This window comes from Chryseobacterium gwangjuense (assembly GCF_021311115.1).
Taxonomy (GTDB): Bacteria; Bacteroidota; Bacteroidia; order Flavobacteriales; family Weeksellaceae; genus Chryseobacterium; species Chryseobacterium gwangjuense.
In genome coordinates, this window is record NZ_JAJTNP010000003.1 from 447,174 (window position 1) to 465,482 (window position 18,309).

An 18,309-nucleotide genomic window follows, 5' to 3' on the forward strand; every position below is an offset into this window, starting at 1 on the left:
GCTGCGGTGTTTACATCTGTCATTTTTGTAACCTTGATGAGATTCGAACTCACATTCCAAATTGGCATTGAGGCTGTAAATACGCTTCCCTACTTTTCTCAGAATTTCGGTGCTTCTGTAAACTCTACCCATTAGTCCGCGCAGGTCTAACGGGAATATCCCCAAACTCTACGAATACGTAAATTTTTCCGTAGGCTTTTCCTTTTAAGCTACAAGGTCATTTTGTTGATGCAAAGTAAAAACTAAAGTGTGCAATGTTTTTGCGTTGTAGAAAAATTTTATATTTTTATTCAAAATTATTTTTAGGCAAGATGGAAAATTTAAATCCGGAAATATTTCAGGCATTTCAAAACAAACTGAAAACAGGTAATAGAAGAGGTGTTCATTTAAATGCGATTCCCGGAAACTCAAGATATAAATTTGATCTTGCCCGACTTTCTAAAATTCATAAGAGTCTTCCGGAGCATTTTATCATTAACCTTTTAACGCAAAAGAACGTTAATTTTAAATTCTCCATTCATGATAAAATTTCTGATGAGGTTGCTAAAACTCCGGAAAAAGAAAGTATTTACTTATATGAAGATGAAAAAGAAGTTACCGAAAATAAGGTAGCAGAAGTTGCACTGGTTAAAGATAGAACAAGAGAAGCAGCTTTAGAAAAACTTTCTACCGGTTTAGAAAACCTGATCTTTCAAAACGAAGTCATACGATCTGAGAAAGGAATCAATTCTTTGGGATTTGGTTTTCCGATTTTGATCAGGAAAGATATGGATGGACAGATTTCCGCTTCACCTATTCTGATCTGGTCTGTGAATATAAAACCTGTCAATGAGCTGAATACTTGGGAAATCAGTAGAACCGAAGATGATCCGATCTATGTGAATGAGGTTCTGATCAATCACCTGCAAAATGACTCAGGAATTGTATTGGAACAGATTTCTGAAGAAATGCTTGCCGACGGAAAAATAGATAAACCGGAACTGTTAGAGATTTGCCAAACCTTATTAGGTCAGCTAAAAATCACGCAGAATCTTGATTTTATCTTGAATAATTACGAGGAAATCCCATTCATAAAGCCAAAAGCTTCCTACGATGAACAGCTTCAGAATAATGGAGATGCGATTATTATTAAATCTGGTGTTTTCTCTATTTTTGAAGTTCAGAAACAAAATATTATTAATGATTATGAATCGTTGAAGAGGGAATTTAAACCTCTTGAAAACGAAATAAAACAGGATTTTCAATCTATTACGTCCATTGAAACCGATCCTTCTCAGCAAGGAATTTTAGAATCATTAAAATCACAGACGAAAATTCTGATTCAGGGTCCACCGGGTACGGGAAAAAGTCAGACATTGACTGCGGTTTTGGTCAATGCCTTGGAAAATAAACAAAAAACAATTGTTGTTTGTGAAAAGCAGACTGCATTGGAAGTTTTATATAATGCGCTTCATAAACTAGGTTTGGGGCGTTATTGTGTGATGATTAAAGACAGTATGTCCGACAGAAAGCTTGTGGTAGATGCTGTCCGAAATACAATTGACCCGGCCGATTTTAAAAAACAGGGACAGCCTTATTCCGTTCAGTCATTGCAAGATCAACTCACAGTAATTTCACAACATAAAGCAACAATTAATACGGTTCATGAACTCTTGAATTCAGATTTGATTTCGGGCAAAAACTGGACGGAAATTGTCGGTGATCTTTTAACATTTCAGGATACCAAGGAAAATATAAATATTCAGGATATTCAGTTTTCTTTTTCAGAAGAAGAAGGTAAGGAGATTGAATATGTTTTGGAAAAAGGAAAAGAGGTTTATCAGGAGTATCAACCTTTTGAAAAATTATCATTTATTCATCCTGAACAACTGATCCGTGAGAATTTTCATAGCAGCCTGCAGAATTTAGATACTTCCTTTCAGTATTATGAGAAAATGTGGGACGAAATCCAGTCGTTAATCATAGATTTTAAACCTGTTTATGAAGAAAATAAAAAGCAGGATTTTAGTCAGAATTTTCAAAAATTATCATCTTTAATTAACGAAACGGAAGTAATTACTTCTGTGCTGAATGAAAGTTCTGATGAATTTCACCCGGAAATTACGAACGGATTTTTCTATAAGTTCACTGCATTGTTTTCTTCATCAAAGAAAAAGAAGATCAGCAATCAGAAAAGATTACTGGAAATAAGTTCTTCTATTAAACAGATCAGTCTGAATGAGTTTTTCCCTTCGATCGATCTGTCTGATCATCTTTGGAACAATAAAAACGAAATTCTGAATTATCGTCAGAAAATGCAAACTCTTCAGTCTGAATTTTCTTTTCATTTGAAAGAACAGTTTAATGCCATTGATTTCCTGAATGTATTTGATCCTGTAGTTTCAGGAAAAGAGACTGAGATCATTACTCAACGAATTCAGCAGCTGAAAAAAAGTATCTCTAATGATCAATGGGTGAAAGATGTAAATTTTGGAAACACCTATCAAAACTTTGATCAGTATCTGATTGCTATTTTAGATCGATACAGAACGTACAGAAATCATCCTGAAAATCCTTTGTTGGCGGAGTTTAACTGGTTTTATTTTTATCAACCTTTAAGTGTTTTTCAGAAAAAGATATTGGAGAAACTTCATTCCGTTAACAACTGGAATGCTTCTTTTTATGCTGCCTATTTTCCGCTATTGTTAAATAAATATTCTGATTCGAAACTTAATTTTAACGAAAAGAATTACGAAGAAATCTCAAAACAGATTAAACAGTATGGTTCTTCTCAGCAGAATTTTATTCAGTATTTTTGGAATGATGCTCAGCAAAATGCGGTAAAGAGGTTTGAACAAACGAATAAAGATATTACGGTTGCCAATCTTTATAATAAAAGAAGTAGTGTCAATCATAAAAGGTTAACATTGAGGCAGATTGTTCAGAAAGACATGGATCTTTTTACTAACTTTTTTCCTATTATTCTTACAACTCCGGATGCTTGCAGCAATCTTTTCCAGGGGAAGAATTTTTACTTCGATCATGTGGTTTTTGATGAAGCCAGTCAGTTGAAACTGGAAGATAACCTTCCGGCAATGCTGAAAGGGAAAAATATTATTATTGCAGGTGATGAGCATCAGATGCCGCCTTCAAATTATTTCAGCAAAGTTTTTGACGGGACAATTGAAGATGAGGATGATATTGAATCTGAAAATGAGGTGATCACGTATAAAAACTCTTTGTTAAATATTGAGTCTTTATTGGATTTTGCCACGGAAAGCCAGTTTGAAAAAAATCATCTGGATTTTCATTACCGTTCAAAACATCCTTACTTAATCGACTTTTCTAATCATGCGTTCTACAATTCGCGTTTGAAACCTCTTCCGACAAAATCTGAAACACAACCGATTGAATTCTTTCAGGTGGATGGAATTTTTGATGAACATACAAATAAGGAAGAAGCGGATAAAGTGTTGGAAATTTTACAAAGTATTCAACCTTTGAAAGAGGGAAATTATCCTTCAGTTGGGATTGCCACCTTTAATATCTCACAGAGAAATTATATTAAAAGAAAAATCGTTCAGCAGACCAATCTTCCCGGAAATGAAATTTTTAAAGAAAAAATCCAGGGATTGGAAGCAGCCGGATTGTTTATTAAAAACCTTGAAAATATTCAGGGTGATGAAAGAGATATTATCATTATGTCGACAACGTATGGAAGAAAATCCGGTGGGAAATTTATCCAAAGTTTTGGACCGATCAACCATACAAAAGGCTATAAATTATTGAATGTAATTATCACAAGAGCGAAAGAGAAGATCTACGTTTGCAACTCAATTCCTGAAGATGTTTTCTCAAATTATGAAGATGCTTTGGAGCAGGAAGGTTCGAATAACAGAAAAGCAGTTTTGTATGCGTATCTGGCGTATTGTAAAGCTGTGAGTGATAAAAATGAAAATCAAAGGATTGAAATTCTAAATACTTTGGATCAGTTCGGATATACCAATCATTCTGAGAAAAACAATAGTTCCAGTGCTTTCATTGATGTAATTTATAATCAATTACAGAAAGACTTTCCTCATATCAAACTGTTGAAGAACCATCATTTCGGAGGCTATGAATTTGATATTCTCATTGAAAAAGAAGATGGAAAATCTATTATCGTGGAAGCAATGAGTAAAGAAAAATATTCCGGAAATCTTGGATATCTGGAAGATGTGCATAAAGAAAAAATAGTACGAAATACAGGTTTTGAATATGTAAGAATATGGAGCCAGAACTGTTGGCAAAACCTTGATGCTGAAATACAAAAAATACATAAAAAAATATCATGACAGAACAATTAAAAAATTCACCGGAAACCATTCAATTTAAAGAGGTAATCGCTCATATTGATGAAAATTACGATTTTACACCTACGAAATTTACCAACGGAAATACGGTAAATGAAGAAAACCAAAATAATGGTTCGTGTAAAGTTTTCAGTTATGCAAAACTGAATGATTTGTCTAAAGAAGATACCTTGAATCTTTTCGGAGAATTTTACAGAGAAGATGTATTGAAAAATCCTGAAGGAACGGATCATCAGAATATCAGAAACTTTATGGAATTCGGTTGGGACGGAATTGCTTTTGAGGGAGAAGCTTTAGTGAGAAAATAGTTATAAATAATAAGTTTTTAACCACCCCGTCAAAAATTCTGCGAATTTTCGCCACCCCTCCAAAGGAGGGGAATTTTACATAATTTAAATTCAGCTTAACCTCAATCTAAGCCTATGTCATCCAATAAAAACGCTTTAATCCGCTATAAAACTTTAGACAAATGTCTCAAGAATAAGTATCGAAAATATACCTTAGAAGATCTGATCGATGAATGTTCCGAAGCATTGTTTGAATTTGAAGGAAAAGAATCTTTCGTAAGCAAACGTACGGTACAGTTGGATTTGCAGAATATGCGAAGTGAAAAGTTCGGGTATGAAGCTCCGATTGAAGTGTATGAAAGAAAATATTATAGGTACAGCGATCCTGAATACAGCATTCATAATATTTCGGTGAATGAAAGTGACCTGAAAGCAATGAATAATGCGGTGCAGATTTTGAAGCAGTTCAAGGATTTTTCGATGTTTAAGGAGATGAACGGGGTAATTCAGAAACTGGAAGATTCTATTCATTCAACTAATCAGAAATCAATTATTCATTTAGATAAAAATGAGCAGTTGAAAGGATTGGAGCATATTGATGTTTTATATGAAGCGATTCTTAATAAGAAGGTTTTAAAGATTTGTTATAAAAGTTTTAAAGCGAAAGAAGAAAATATTCTGACGGTCCATCCTCAATTATTGAAAGAATATAACAACCGGTGGTTTTTGATTTGCTGGCATAAAAAAGCAATCTATAATCTTGCTTTAGACAGAATGATAGGTATTGAAACAGATCATGAAACGGAATATATTGATAAGGATTTTGATGCAGACCGCTATTTCGGGGAAGTTATTGGTGCGACAGTTTCAGAAACGCAACGTCCTCAAAATGTAATATTCATAGTGAATTCCAAACATGCTCCCTATGTGAAAACTAAACCTTTTCATTATTCTCAGGAAATTATCAAAGAAGACGAAAGAGGAACTACTTTTAAAATCTGTGTTCAGCTCAATTTCGAGTTGGAGCGAATGATTTTGGGAATGGGTGAGTTTTTAACAGTTTTAGGCCCCAGGAAACTGAAACAAAGAATTGCTAAAAGTATTCAAATGGCTTATTTAAATTATCAGGAGCTTACTAATAAAAATGAAGAATTATAATCTCGTTTAATTAAAATGGCTTGAAAATTGTATCTCTTAGAAACATAAAATAAATAGTATGAAATCAAGAATATTTAAAGCTGTTCTCGCAATTGTAGCACCTTTGGTAATTGAATTTATAGTAAAGAAAATTTCCGAAAAACTGGATAAAAAATCACAGGAAGAAGAGCCTAAGAAACTTCCTGCATAAAATTAGAAGTAGTTAGATTTATATTTATAGAAAAGAGACTGTTCATTGTGTAACAGTCTCTTTTTGTTTTTTGATAATTAAATAAAATCATAAACCCCATTTTTCCAGCCCAATACTTTGGAAGAATCCGCTTTTAGCCAGTTTTTAAGAACCGTAGCATAAACTTTCCTGAAATCTTCAGTATAAATTAAATCTCCTTCATTTAAGTGGGCTAAATCCGGAAGTGGATTCAAAAGACCTTTTTTCTTCAGGCTTCCACTGATGAAAAACATCTGGTTTGCTGTTCCGTGGTCGGTTCCGTTACTTGCATTTTGAGCAACACGACGGCCAAATTCTGAGAAGGTCATTAATAAAATATCATCAAAAAGTCCGTTACTTTTCATATCGGCAACGAAAGATTTTACAGCTTCATTAATGTCTCCGAATAACTTTTTCTGTCTTTCATTTTGGTTCACATGCGTATCAAAACTTCCGACAGAAAGATAATAAACCCTTGTATTGATATCAGATTTAATCAATGAAGCAACGGTTTTGAAGTCTTTTCCCAATTGAGAATTCGGATAGGTCTGCTCAGTTTTTTTTGCTTTACTTTTTTCAAAAATATAATCAGCATTATTGATGGTAGAGCCTAAAGTTTGGTATAAATAAGAAACCGTTTCATCATCATGGTGATGATCATACAACGATTTGAAATACTTTTCTTGGCTTGTTTGGTACAATCTTTTCGGATCTTTGAAAGCAAACGCTTTGTTTTTTTCGCCTTTTAAAGCTAAGCTCAGCATATCATCTACTTCCAGTGCTTGAGTAGGATGCTCACAACGATAACATTCTTCATCCAGAAATCGACCTAGCCAGCCTGTTTCTAAATACTCATCACTTTTACTTGCAGAATGCCAGATATCCATGCTTCGGAAGTGAGATTTATCGGGATTCGGATAACCAATATTGTTTAAAATTGAGAGTTCACCCTGATCATGGAGCTCTTTAAAATAGGAGAGGGCAGGATTGATCCCCGTTTCGTCATTCAATGCTAAAGAATCTTTGATTGCGATTTTATTTCTTTCTTTAAAATAAATATCGTTTTTGGTAGGAATGATCGTATTCAGACCGTCATTTCCTCCTGTGAATTGTAGTACGACAAGTATTTTCTGATCGGGTACCAACGCTTCGTCGAATGTCATTGCTTTCAGGAAATTTGGCATCAAAAAAGATGCGGTAGCCAATGAACTTATTTTTAGGAATTCTCTTCTTTTGATTAACATACAATTAGGTTTTAGGTTAAAGATGATAGGCTACAGGTGATTCAGGCGACTTTAACAATCTGCTAAAATCTACTACCTGCTACCTAAAACTACATTAACTGATATTCCGGTGTTGACATTAGATTAATAACATTCATTTTAACACTATTGTCTGAGAAATTTTTCACGGAATTCATGTCCAATGATTTTGAATTTTGAATTAAATACTCTTCAATATTTTTTCCGTTAAAAATTTTTTCTACTCTGGCCCAGTCTATGGTGATATTCGGATTTTTAAAACTTTTTGTTAAAGTATTCGTATTGTTTTTCAATCCCATATCCAAATCATCATCTTCTTTTGGCTTGTAATCAAGCGGGCGCAAACCTGACCAAATCTGAGGAATTTGTAATCTTAACATCAAAGTAGAACTGTCGATCCAGGATTTTCCGTTTGGCCACCCCGCAACATTCGGTGGATAAAGAAGCATTTGTCCCAACAATTTTTGATAAACAATAAGGTTTTCCGGGTTTTGAATATTCATCGGAAGCGTTCTCATCATTCCGACCATCAGTTCTATCGGAGATTTTATTCTGTTCCCGATATTCTTTTTGTCATAAAACCATGAGCTCGAAAAAATATCCTTCATCAGTTTTTTGATGTCGTAACCGGATTGGTAAAAGCTTTCACTTAGTTTGTTGACAATAGATTCATCTACATTCTCATTGACGAAAAACTTGTAGATTTTAGTGGTAATAAATTTTGAAGTTGCTTTTTGTTCAAGGATGATATTTAAGGCATCTGTTCCGGTGAAATTTCCGGTTTTCCCCAAAAATGTTTTTGGGTCTTCATCATGAAGCTTTTTTCTTTCCACAAAATTCCCTTCTTTATCAAATCCCCATCCTGTAAAAGCTCTGGCTCCCTCTCTGATATCTTTTTCTGTGTAATTTCCTCGTCCCATTGTGAAAAGTTCCATCACTTCACGGGCAAAATTTTCATTGGGATGGTCTTTCTTATTTTGCTGATTATTTAAAAAATTAAGCATGGCAGGAGCCTGACTTACCTCAAATAAAAGATCTCTGAAATTTCCCAGTGCATTTTTCCGGATTACATTTAAGAGTTGTCTGTTGAATTTCGGATTTTGAACTCTCGAAGCAAAATGGCCGTGCCAGAAAAACGCCATTTTTTCTCTCATCTGTTCCTTGCTGTTCACCATTTTATCAAGAAAATTCAGGTTGAGCTCTTCATTTTGTATGCGATTGATCCTCTGAATTTCCTTTCTCTTTTCTGCAGGAGATTTATCATTCATGTAGTCGATAGTTTCCACATCGGGTGTTTCGTAATTAATGTACTGGAAGGTTTCTTCCTTAAAAAGATCATTAATTAGCGCTGTATTGTCTTTTTTATTGAGTTCTTCAAACTGGTTGATTCCAGAGCCAAAACCTGCGCGCCACAGAAGATGTTTGTTGTTGGTGAGTGATGAGAGAGCCATGTTAATACTTTGTTTTTTGGATGTTTTTTGAGAATATAGGTTAAATTTAAAAACGATTAACAATTCTTAATATTACTTTTTAGAAAAAAATGAGTTAAACAAGTATTTAATTTTGTCTTGAATTAAGTTTTTGATATTCAGTATTTTGTGTTTTTTAAAAGTGTTAAAATAATTATTTTTTCTTTGCTTGGCACGATTTTTACATCTTCTTGGGTAGTAAAATTTAAAAAATCAGAGTTATGAAAATGTTTAAACAAGCAATTTTATTTGCTGGAATTTTAACAGCGGGTGTATTAAGTGCGCAGGACTCAAAAATGAATAATATGATTAAAGTAGGAGCGAATGCCGGTTTGGCTGTTCCTGCTGATAACGTTTCTGCAGCAGCAGGTGTTGATGTTGCTTATCAGAATTTGATTACACCTGGATTCGGATTAGGTATTGCAACAGGATATACTCATTATTTCGGAAAAGATAATAACGGATATACCAATAATGATGTAGGAGTAATTCCTGTAGGTGCATTAATCAGAATTTATCCGAAACAAACAGGATTTTATTTTGGAACTGACTTAGGATACGGATTCTTGGTTGGTGATAATAAAGTAGCTTCTAATTCTACAGTGGACAGACCGGATGGTGGCTTTTACATCAAACCGGAGATAGGATACCACAACCAAAACTGGAACTTCTTTGTACAATATCAGAAAGTATTTGTAGGAGATAAAGGAGATTTGTCAGGACAGGACTATAATGTGGGGAATATCGGAGTAGGATTCTCTTACAATATTCCGCTAGGAAATTAATTATATCATTATATAAGCAATTATTAACCAAACCTTTTCAATTTTGTGAAAAGGTTTTTTCTTTCCCTATAGAATTTACAAAAAGTATTATTATATTTGATAAAATTTGAGATTATGAACTTAAATCCAAAATTTCCGCTTTATCTACCAGGAGTAAAAAATGGTAATAATGACAATGTTTCAATTATAGGAGCAAGCCTTCGTGAAGATGTGACAACATTAGGTTATTTTGTTTCCAGCAATGAAGGGCTACATATTAAAATTCAAACCAATTATCCTACAAAATCATTTTCTTCTTTTTCTGAAATTTTAGAAAAATTTATTCAGGAAAATAAACTTGAAAATGTAAAGCGATTAGGAATGGCAATTCCTGGTCCGGTAATGAATGGAAAGAGCCATCCAATACGACTGGGTTGGAGTCTTGATCAGGAAGAAATTATCGCCAAGTTTGGTTTCGAAAGAGCAGATATGCTGAATGATCTTGAAGCTTCTGCTTACGGAATGGCACTTTTGGAAGACAACGATTTAGAACCTATTTATACAAGTGGCCATCTGGAGAAAGGAAATGTTGCAATTATAGCACCAGGAAACGGATTGGGTGAGGCCGGATATTTCTTTGACGGGAAATATTTGAGACCCTTTGCTTCAGAAGGAGGGCATTCCGAGTTTTCTCCGCGTACTAACGTAGAGGTGGAATTCTACCAGTTCTTAAATAATATTTACGGAATTGTAAGCTGGGAAAATGTGCTTTCAAAAACCGGGTTATTTAATATCTATAGATTTTTAAGAGATGTAAAAAGGCATCCTGAACCTGAATGGTTAGCAGAAAGGCTTACGAAAGGTAATTTTGTTCAGGAACTATTTAAAGCTGCGATGGAGGATGATGTACTTATTTGTAAGATTGCTTTAGATACCTTTTTAGAGTTTTTGGCAAGAGAAGCAAACAATATTGCGCTGAAGCTTAAAGCTACCGGAGGACTTTTGATTTCAGGAGATATTCCTCAGGCGATAAGAGAATACATTAATAAAGAAAACTTCTACGAAAAATATAAAATCAGTGATAAGATGGAAGAGATGCTGAGAAGCATTCCGATTTACCTGATAAAGAATAATAATACAGCATTAAACGGAGCAGCGCTCTATACAGCTTATTATCAAGAATAAAAAAGATCTCCGAAGAAATTCGGAGATTTTTTTTTGATGATATGATTCATAAAAATAATTGATTTTATTGATGTACATCAATGAAATCTATCAGGGAAGTTAGCTACATTTGCACTGTTAAATAAACAAGTAATAATTTAATTCAATGAAAAAAATATTTTTATTAGCAGTTTTAGCTGGTGGATTAGCTTTCGGGCAGACAAAAAAAGTAGTATCATCAGATGTTCACTGGTGGGGTTATAAAGTTGCTAAATCTGAGGCAAGTTCTCACGATGGAACAATCAAAGTAAAATCCGGTAATGTAGTTTTAAAAGGAAATCAGGTTGTAGGAGGTACTTTCGTTTTGGATATGACCTCTATCAACGCAACAGACCTTTCAGGAGAGTATCAACAAAAGCTTAACGGGCATTTGAAAAACGGAGATTTCTTTGAAGTTGAAAAATTCCCTACAGGAACTTTTAAAATTACTTCTGTAAAGAAAAACAACGATAAAACTTACAATAGCTTAGTGACAGGAAATCTTACTGTAAAAGGTAAAACAAATGCTGTTTCTTTCCCTGCTAAAGTTGCAATTGCTAACGGAGCGGTAACAATTGAGTCTAATAAATTCTCATTTGACAGACAAAAATTTGATGTTGCTTACAAGTCTACCATGCAAGATGTTTTTGTGAAAGATGACATCGACATGACTGTAAAAGTGACTGCTAAATAATTTAAACAAAAAAAGATTGTTAAAAGTGTAGAAATTCTACACTTTTTTTTATTTTTGTTGAATTGTAAATAAAAAAGAATGAAAAGATTATTATTGTTGGCTATGATGTGTGTTTGCATGTCATTTGTTTTCGCTCAAAAAAAAGGTGATAAAGTGATCAAAGTAACTTCATCTGAAATAAGATGGTGGGGTTATAAAGTAGTGAAAACTCAAGAGACTTCACACTCAGGAACTGTAAAGTTGAAAAGCGGAAAGTTCAATTTCGATAAAACGGTTTTGATCGATGGTGAGTTTATCATTGATATGAGAAGTTTAATGGCAGGAGATGTTTCAGAAGAAGATCAGATAAAGCTTACAAACGACTTAAAAAGCACAAATTTCTTTGAGGTTAAAAAATTCCCGACTGCAAAGTTTCATTTAACTAAAATTTTACCATTAGCAAACGGAACATACAATTCAACAGTATACGGAGACTTTACATTGAAAGGAGTAAGAAAGACAATTTCTTTCCCTGCGAATGTATATATTACTCAGTTTACTGTAATCATTGAATCTGCTAAATTCTCTCTAAACAGAAGAGATTTCAAAGTATTCTATCAGTCTTCATTAAAAGATTACTTCATCAAAAATGAAATGGATATTCAGTTTAAGATTTCTACAGAGAAATTGGATAACGAAAACAGAGTTCCGGTAAAAAAGAAATAAATTTTTTTAACAATATTTAAATATGGGCAGCTTTCAGAAGTTGCCCATATTTTTTATTTTAGTAGAATGAAAATTTATATAGTTAGCGGCTTGGGAGCAGATTTTAAAGTATTGGAAAAGCTAAGTTTTCCTGTACAACATGAAATTGTTTTCATAGACTGGCTGATTCCCGAAAAAGAGGAAAGCTTTGCGGTGTATATACAGAGAATGGCAAAAAAAATAGACGATTCGAAACCATTCTATCTTTTAGGATATTCATTTGGAGGAATTTTGGTACAGGAAATTAATAAATTAAAGCCTGCTGAAAAAGTAGTGATTTTAGGAAGCATAAAATCGGATAAAGAAAAATCCAGATTGATAAGAGCCGGAGAGATTACAAAAATCCCTAAAATTTTACCGGTGAGTTTATTTAATGAAAAAACAACCAGGGCATATTCTGTATTGAGAAAGTTTTTTGATCCTAAAAATCCTAAAGTTTGGCAATACTTCAGAGTAAAAGATCCATATTATTTGAAATGGTCGGTAGAAAAAATTTCAGAATGGAAATTTGAAGAAACGTCCAATGTTGTTCAGGTATTGGGTGATAGAGATATCGTTTTTCCGATTAAAAATTCAAAGCCGGATTATATTGTCAAAGGAGGAACCCATCTTTTTCCTGCAACGAAATTTAAAGAAGTCTCTCGGATTTTGGAAGAGGAGTTTATTTAAATACTATTCTTTGGTTTTGGTAAATGATCAATTCACAATGGTGAGTCGATATTAAAAATATTTTACGGGAAAGCCGGAGCTGAATTTTCATCTTCGGCTTTTGCTTTTCAATTTATCGTGTATCTTTGTGTTTAGGATAAAATGATGAATTTTCTATATGGAATCAATATCGGTTTTTGAGATTATTAAAGTAGGGATAGGTCCGTCCAGCTCACATACAATGGGACCTTGGAATGCAGCTTCTGCATTTATCAGAATTATTAAAAGGGAGAGATTAATTGATGAGGTGAAGGAGGTCTTCCTTGAATTTTTCGGTTCGCTGGCAAAAACGGGGATCGGACACGGAACAGATATCGCCGGAATGCTTGGTTTGAACGGTGAAGATTTTAAAACAATCGATACTACAAAAATTGATGAGAAAATTGATAAAATAAAAACGACCCAGACTCTGAATTTGGGTGGTGAAAAGGAAATTCCTTTTATCTACGGTCATCATTTGATTTTGAATATGAAAAAGTCTCTTGATTTTCACCCAAACGGAATGATTTTTAAAGCGATTTTCGAAGACGGAACCGAGCTTGTTCAGGATTTTTATTCTGTTGGGGGAGGATTTATCATGAGTCAGGAAAAAAAATCTATTGAAAAACAATGTATAAGAACACTGTATCCTTGCCATCACGGTTCGGATATTGTAAAGTATTGTGAGAAACTCGGGCTTAACAGAATTTCAGATTTAATTCTGATGAATGAAGAAAGCTGGAGAACTCAGGAAGAAACAAGACAGGAAGCGCTTTATATTTGGCAGCAAATCAAAGAATGTATTTATAAAGGGGTAAATAAAGAAGGAATTCTTCCGGGAGGTCTGAATGTGACAAGAAGAGCGGCCGGAATGAACCGAAAACTATTAGGCGATAAAGTTTATAAAAATAAAGACGAATGGTTTCAGCAGGTAGTGGATGCCGAAGAGAACTTTACCAATATCAATAAATGGATTGCGTGCTTTGCATTGGCCGTAAATGAAGAAAATGCAAGCTTTGGAAGAATTATCACAGCTCCTACAAACGGTGCAAGTGGAGTAATTCCGGCAGTATTGATGTATTCTCAGGCTTTCACAGACTCGATAAGTGAAGATGATATTGTAAGATTCCTATTAGTAGCAGGTGAAATCGGAACCTTATTCAAAAAAAATGCAACAATCTCTGCAGCAATGGGTGGTTGTCAGGCAGAAATCGGGGTTTCTTCAGCGATGGCTGCGGCAGGACTTACAGAAATTTTAGGAGGAAGTGTAGGACAGGTTTTAATGGCTGCCGAAATTGCAATGGAGCATCATTTAGGTTTAACTTGTGATCCTATTAAAGGTTTAGTACAGATTCCTTGCATTGAAAGAAACACGATGGGAGCGATAAAAGCTATTACTGCAGCAAATATTGCATTGGAAAGTGACCCTACGAAAGCAAAAGTGACTTTGGATGAGGTAATTCAGACGATGTGGGAAACTGCTTTGGCTATGAGCGATCGTTTTAAAGAAACCTCAGAAGGAGGTTTGGCCATTGCGGTGAATGTTCCGGAATGTTAAGAAAACTTTTATATTAAATAGAAAAACCTCAGAAATACATCTGAGGTTTTTTATTTACTTCTTTTTGTTGAATAAAAAATTTCCGCCGCCTTGCTCCAGCTGCATTTCTTCTTTTTCCGGGAAGAAGGTCATCTTTAGTCCGGCATTATCAAACTTAAATTGATTCTTTTCCACATATTCCAGCGGAAATTCAGGTTGTCCGGTTCCTTGTGCAAATAATCCTCCGTTTTTTATGTATATTTTAATACCCAAAGGAAGGTCTTTAGACGAATAATCTCCGACATATTGTTTCAATTCCGTTTCGGTAATTGTTGTAGTTGAAAATGTAGGTAAACTAAATTCTTTATTATAAAATATACTGAAAATATCAATGACAAAATTATTGGCTCCTATTCGGTCAGCATTTAAAGAATAAGAAATTGAAATATCATCTTCACCATTATAAATCATTAATGAATTGGTTCCGTAAGTTCCGCCGCTGTGCCCTACAAACATTTTGGAATAAAAAGGAACCAAAGCGAGTCCCATTCCAAATCGATCTTCTCTAGGCATCATGGCAGAAAGACTTTCCTTAGAAACAATCTTTCCTGCAAACAATGCGTTCAAGATGATATTTAAATTCGTTGGAGTAGTGGCAATGTCACCTACACCTACTACATTATTGAAGTCAAAATCTTTTACAGATTCCCATGTATTAGCATAATTATAAGAACTGAAAACGTTTGCAGGTTTTTGACTGACTGTATAAAAATCTTTCAGTTGTAAAGGTTGTACAAATGTTTCCTTTAAATTGTCTGCATAAGATTTTTTACTGATTTTTTCTAAAATCTTTGTTAGTAAATAATATCCTGAATTAGAATATTGAACTTTTGTTCCAGGTTCAAATAAAGAGCCCTGTTCAATAATATGATTCATGATCTGCTCTTCAGAAACCTTTTCTGTCAGCCATTTCATCGTGTTTTTTCCAACAACATAATCTCCAAGTCCTGAAGAATGATGAAGCAGTTGTGAAATCGTTATTTTTTCAGCATTCGGAATCTTAGGGTAAAACTTTGAAAGTTTATCATTAAGGTTCAATTCCTTTTTTTCGATAAGCTTAAACAACATCATGGCAGTCATCGATTTTGTGATAGAACCAATTTGAAACGTAGTTTTACCTTTTTGCGAAAGACTTGCTTCACCAAAAGTTCTTTTATAAACTTCTTTTCCCTCTTTGAAAATCGATATTTCACCTGCTTCAGCATTGTTTTTTTCCAAATAAGAAATGAAATCATCAATCTTATTCAAACCTTCCTGAAGATTACCGGTTAATTTCAAAACCTCAAGTTTTTCATCTGTATTATTCTTTTTATCATAAGACTGTAAAATTAAAGGGATAGCTTTCCCATTCTGAATAAAGCTGCCGGAAATCTTATTACCTTCAAGTTTACCTTTATAAGAGGCATTCGCGCTTGAGATTTCTAAAGTTAATTCATTGTTGAGGAAAGACGTTTTTTCTGCAGGAATACCTTCCGCTCCTTGCGCAGGGCTGTCAAGCAAAGCTTTGTAAGAATCTTTATCTTTCTCGATGTTGATAATGATAGGAAGCTTAGTTCCGTCAAAATCTAATTCCCCTTTCCAGGATCCTGTGATTTGTTGGGCAAAAATCAGTTGAATACTTAGTAAAAAGAGACTAAATGAAATTTTGGTTTTCATAGTTTTAAAATATAAATTGACAAGTGATTGTGGTGACCATAATTAAGAATGCGAAAATGACGATCTGTTTCCAGTTCTTTACATTGGTAGCAGTTTTGAAACCATTATAAAAAAGAGTTATTCCGTAAGCAATCAGTAAAAGAGCTGAAAAGCTGAAAATACAAATAATAATAAGGTCAAAAGGAGAAATATTTTCAGGATTTTTTTCTGCCATTAATCTTACAGACTCCATACTGTTGTTAACGATGGGAAGTTCTCCGATCAGAAGAATGAATATTCCCGGAATCTGAGAAATTAAAATGGTGTTAACAATATCGATAAACCTCGCCCTCTTGTTATAGATTTTTCCAAGGATAAAGAAGATGATAATGGCGATGCTGTAGCTTAATAAACTTAAACCAATATTTTCTATGAGTGAATGTTTCTCATCTGCATATCTGTAATGAAAAATACTGTCTACCTGAAGTCCGAACCACTGACAAATAACCAAAGTGATTCCTAAAGATAAAATTCCTACAAGAAGAAGCTGTTTTTCGCTGTATTTTGAGAAAGGGTTGAAAATCGTTTTCCAATTCATGTTATGAGCTTTTTTGATTTAGTTTTTTAATACATTGATTTTTTGAATAAGATCGTCCATTTTGTTTCTCATAGTAGGATAGGAGAGATCAGCCTGTTTTGCCATTTCTTTAATACTTCCGCTGGATAAGAAAAAGTTGAGAATGAATTCCTGTTCCTCACGATTGAGTTTTAAAATGACCGGAAGCTCATAATCTCCATTTACTTCTGTAGTGCAGTTGGGGCACTTCATCTGGCTTACATGTAAAGTATGATCACAACTGGGGCAAACAATAGGTAGTTTCATTGAAAATGTTTTTACAAATGTAATGTTAATTTGAATAAAATTAAATATTATTTTAATAAAGTTAAAATATTAATTGAAAATATAAAATAAAAAAACTTCCGGCTAGGGAAGTTTATGAGTTACTTTTTATTGTAAGTTATTATTTATCAAGAATTTCTCTTATTCTGTTGGCATTTGAAATCAGTTCACCCAGATATTCGTAGTTTTCTTTTTCTAAAGCAGATTTGAATTTTCTTAATTGTGAAATATGCTCATTTAAAACATCCAGAACATTCTCCTTATTCTGCTTAAAGATCGGAACCCACATTTCCGGATGAGACTTTGCCAAACGTACCGTGCTTGAAAATCCGGAACTTGCCAACTGAAAAATAGTTTCCTCTTCACGTTCCTTTTCCAACACCGTGTTAGCTAAAGCATAAGACGTGATATGAGAGATATGGGAAATATAAGCCGTATGAACATCGTGGTCTTCCGCGTTCATATATATAGGATGCATATCTAAAGCTTGTACGATGTTTTCAACTAATACAAAAGCATCTTCCATAGACTCTTCTTTATTGCAAATGACTCCGGCTTTGCCTGAGAAACTTTCTGCAACAGCAGATTTCGGACCGTTGTTTTCTGTTCCCCACATCGGGTGGAAAGCAACATACCTTGATCGTTTAGGATGATTCTTCACTGCATTCACGATTCCTGATTTTGTAGAACCACAATCCATGACCGTCTGATTGTCGGTAACCAGATCCAAAATTTTAGGAAGAAGCGTTTTTGTAGCGTCTACAGGAACTGCAATAATGATGAGGTCGGAATTTTTTACCCCATCCTCCAGATTGGTTTTTTCATCAATGATGTGTAAATCTAAACCTTCATTAAGATGTCGTGCACTATTATCAATTCCATAAATATATGTTGCAATGCCTTTTTGTTTTAATTTTAATGCGATCGAGCCTCCTATTAATCCGATACCAATAATGCTTATTTTCATTTCTCTATACTTTAAAAATCAAAAAACCCCGTCTTAGGACGAGGTTTGAATTATATATACATAAGAATTCCTTATCCCATATTTGAGTTAAAAATTCTATAATAATATGTCTTGTTGTTAAAAATCATATGGCGAAGGTATAAAATATTTTTCAAATGTAGATATTGATGACCTATATAATAGTATACTTTGATCATTTCATTAGTAATGTATGGGTGTTTTTGTGTTTAATATGCTTTTAGATTTTTTAATTTAAACTTTTTCTCTCTCCTGTTCAGCTAGTTAGGATTAAATATGAATTAAAAGTAAATTAAAGGTTAATAAAGTTTGGATTGTAATGGATAGTTGTTCTATCTTTGCCCCACTGAAAACGAGAGTATCTCAGTAAGCGCAGAAGAGCCT

The 18,309-nt window shown here is 33.8% G+C and carries 16 protein-coding genes; 10 read left to right on the forward strand and 6 right to left on the reverse strand.

Annotation, left to right across the window (positions count from 1 at the left end; all coding sequences use genetic code 11):
- Positions 1 to 311 precede the first annotated feature (311 nt).
- From LV842_RS08675 to LV842_RS16090, 4 genes are all read left to right on the forward strand, one after another.
- Positions 312 to 4,313, forward strand: a complete 4,002-nt coding sequence (locus LV842_RS08675; RefSeq protein WP_233111044.1) for an AAA domain-containing protein — start codon at positions 312 to 314, stop codon at positions 4,311 to 4,313.
- Positions 4,307 to 4,639 carry a HopJ type III effector protein gene (locus LV842_RS08680; RefSeq protein WP_233111065.1) on the forward strand — a complete coding sequence of 111 codons (333 nt, stop codon included), beginning with the start codon at positions 4,307 to 4,309 and terminating at the stop codon, positions 4,637 to 4,639. The genes LV842_RS08675 and LV842_RS08680 overlap by 7 nt, the downstream gene beginning before the upstream one ends.
- Before the next feature lie 114 nt (positions 4,640 to 4,753).
- On the forward strand, positions 4,754 to 5,776 hold the full coding sequence (locus tag LV842_RS08685; RefSeq protein WP_233111045.1) for a helix-turn-helix transcriptional regulator: 1,023 nt from the start codon (positions 4,754 to 4,756) through the stop codon (positions 5,774 to 5,776).
- A gap of 58 nt (positions 5,777 to 5,834) precedes the next feature.
- A complete protein-coding gene (locus LV842_RS16090) occupies positions 5,835 to 5,966 on the forward strand; it encodes a hypothetical protein (RefSeq protein WP_262909399.1) in 132 nt (43 codons plus the stop codon).
- 77 nt (positions 5,967 to 6,043) lie between these two features.
- On the opposite strand, the gene LV842_RS08690 is transcribed toward LV842_RS16090, so the two are convergent.
- Both LV842_RS08690 and LV842_RS08695 read right to left on the reverse strand, forming a co-directional pair.
- A complete protein-coding gene (locus LV842_RS08690; RefSeq protein WP_233111046.1) occupies positions 6,044 to 7,228 on the reverse strand; it encodes a DUF1501 domain-containing protein in 1,185 nt (394 codons plus the stop codon).
- A gap of 89 nt (positions 7,229 to 7,317) precedes the next feature.
- Positions 7,318 to 8,697, reverse strand: a complete 1,380-nt coding sequence (locus tag LV842_RS08695) for a DUF1800 domain-containing protein (RefSeq protein ID WP_233111047.1) — start codon at positions 8,695 to 8,697, stop codon at positions 7,318 to 7,320.
- Between the two features lie 239 nt (positions 8,698 to 8,936).
- On the opposite strand from LV842_RS08695, the gene LV842_RS08700 reads away from it, so the two are divergent.
- The 6 genes from LV842_RS08700 to LV842_RS08725 all read left to right on the forward strand — a co-directional run bounded on the left by LV842_RS08700 (position 8,937) and on the right by LV842_RS08725 (position 14,365).
- Positions 8,937 to 9,500: a hypothetical protein gene (locus tag LV842_RS08700; protein ID WP_233111048.1), complete on the forward strand. Its 564-nt coding sequence runs from the start codon at positions 8,937 to 8,939 to the stop codon at positions 9,498 to 9,500.
- 114 nt (positions 9,501 to 9,614) lie between these two features.
- Positions 9,615 to 10,664, forward strand: coding sequence for a glucokinase (locus LV842_RS08705; RefSeq protein ID WP_233111049.1), 1,050 nt, complete (start codon positions 9,615 to 9,617; stop codon positions 10,662 to 10,664).
- Positions 10,665 to 10,809: 145 nt separating this feature from the next.
- Positions 10,810 to 11,376 (forward strand): YceI family protein, encoded by a 567-nt coding sequence (locus LV842_RS08710; RefSeq protein ID WP_233111050.1) that lies wholly within the window; start codon positions 10,810 to 10,812, stop codon positions 11,374 to 11,376.
- Positions 11,377 to 11,454: 78 nt separating this feature from the next.
- Entirely contained in the window at positions 11,455 to 12,081 is a 627-nt protein-coding gene (locus LV842_RS08715) for a YceI family protein (RefSeq protein ID WP_039372854.1), read from the forward strand.
- A 66-nt stretch (positions 12,082 to 12,147) separates the two neighbouring features.
- Positions 12,148 to 12,789 (forward strand): alpha/beta hydrolase family protein, encoded by a 642-nt coding sequence (locus LV842_RS08720; protein ID WP_233111051.1) that lies wholly within the window; start codon positions 12,148 to 12,150, stop codon positions 12,787 to 12,789.
- A gap of 157 nt (positions 12,790 to 12,946) precedes the next feature.
- On the forward strand, positions 12,947 to 14,365 hold the full coding sequence (locus LV842_RS08725; protein ID WP_233111052.1) for an L-serine ammonia-lyase: 1,419 nt from the start codon (positions 12,947 to 12,949) through the stop codon (positions 14,363 to 14,365).
- Positions 14,366 to 14,419: 54 nt separating this feature from the next.
- Here the strand turns inward: LV842_RS08725 and LV842_RS08730 are convergent, their stop codons facing one another.
- From LV842_RS08730 to LV842_RS08745, 4 genes are all read right to left on the reverse strand, one after another.
- A complete protein-coding gene (locus tag LV842_RS08730; RefSeq protein WP_233111053.1) occupies positions 14,420 to 16,060 on the reverse strand; it encodes a serine hydrolase domain-containing protein in 1,641 nt (546 codons plus the stop codon).
- Between the two features lie 4 nt (positions 16,061 to 16,064).
- Entirely contained in the window at positions 16,065 to 16,637 is a 573-nt protein-coding gene (locus LV842_RS08735; protein ID WP_233111054.1) for a YIP1 family protein, read from the reverse strand.
- Between the two features lie 18 nt (positions 16,638 to 16,655).
- The gene (locus tag LV842_RS08740; protein WP_233111055.1) at positions 16,656 to 16,922 is read right to left on the reverse strand and encodes a DUF2089 family protein; all 267 of its coding nucleotides are present in this window, start codon (positions 16,920 to 16,922) and stop codon (positions 16,656 to 16,658) included.
- A 139-nt stretch (positions 16,923 to 17,061) separates the two neighbouring features.
- Positions 17,062 to 17,907: a prephenate dehydrogenase gene (locus tag LV842_RS08745; protein WP_233111056.1), complete on the reverse strand. Its 846-nt coding sequence runs from the start codon at positions 17,905 to 17,907 to the stop codon at positions 17,062 to 17,064.
- Positions 17,908 to 18,309: the final 402 nt, after the last annotated feature.

Bases quoted from the DNA above. Each gene is read 5' to 3' on its own strand.
- LV842_RS08745 (WP_233111056.1), bottom strand. From the start codon at position 17,907: ATGAAAATAAGCATTATTGGTATCGGATTAATAGGAGGCTCGATCGCA.
- LV842_RS08700 (WP_233111048.1), top strand. From the start codon at position 8,937: ATGAAAATGTTTAAACAAGCAATTTTATTTGCTGGAATTTTAACAGCG.
- LV842_RS08690 (WP_233111046.1), bottom strand. From the start codon at position 7,228: ATGTTAATCAAAAGAAGAGAATTCCTAAAAATAAGTTCATTGGCTACC.
- LV842_RS08735 (WP_233111054.1), bottom strand. From the start codon at position 16,637: ATGAATTGGAAAACGATTTTCAACCCTTTCTCAAAATACAGCGAAAAA.
- LV842_RS08720 (WP_233111051.1), top strand. From the start codon at position 12,148: ATGAAAATTTATATAGTTAGCGGCTTGGGAGCAGATTTTAAAGTATTG.
- LV842_RS08730 (WP_233111053.1), bottom strand. From the start codon at position 16,060: ATGAAAACCAAAATTTCATTTAGTCTCTTTTTACTAAGTATTCAACTG.
- LV842_RS08685 (WP_233111045.1), top strand. From the start codon at position 4,754: ATGTCATCCAATAAAAACGCTTTAATCCGCTATAAAACTTTAGACAAA.
- LV842_RS08710 (WP_233111050.1), top strand. From the start codon at position 10,810: ATGAAAAAAATATTTTTATTAGCAGTTTTAGCTGGTGGATTAGCTTTC.
- LV842_RS08705 (WP_233111049.1), top strand. From the start codon at position 9,615: ATGAACTTAAATCCAAAATTTCCGCTTTATCTACCAGGAGTAAAAAAT.
- LV842_RS08695 (WP_233111047.1), bottom strand. From the start codon at position 8,697: ATGGCTCTCTCATCACTCACCAACAACAAACATCTTCTGTGGCGCGCA.
- LV842_RS08715 (WP_039372854.1), top strand. From the start codon at position 11,455: ATGAAAAGATTATTATTGTTGGCTATGATGTGTGTTTGCATGTCATTT.
- LV842_RS16090 (WP_262909399.1), top strand. From the start codon at position 5,835: ATGAAATCAAGAATATTTAAAGCTGTTCTCGCAATTGTAGCACCTTTG.
- LV842_RS08725 (WP_233111052.1), top strand. From the start codon at position 12,947: ATGGAATCAATATCGGTTTTTGAGATTATTAAAGTAGGGATAGGTCCG.
- LV842_RS08740 (WP_233111055.1), bottom strand. From the start codon at position 16,922: ATGAAACTACCTATTGTTTGCCCCAGTTGTGATCATACTTTACATGTA.
- LV842_RS08675 (WP_233111044.1), top strand. From the start codon at position 312: ATGGAAAATTTAAATCCGGAAATATTTCAGGCATTTCAAAACAAACTG.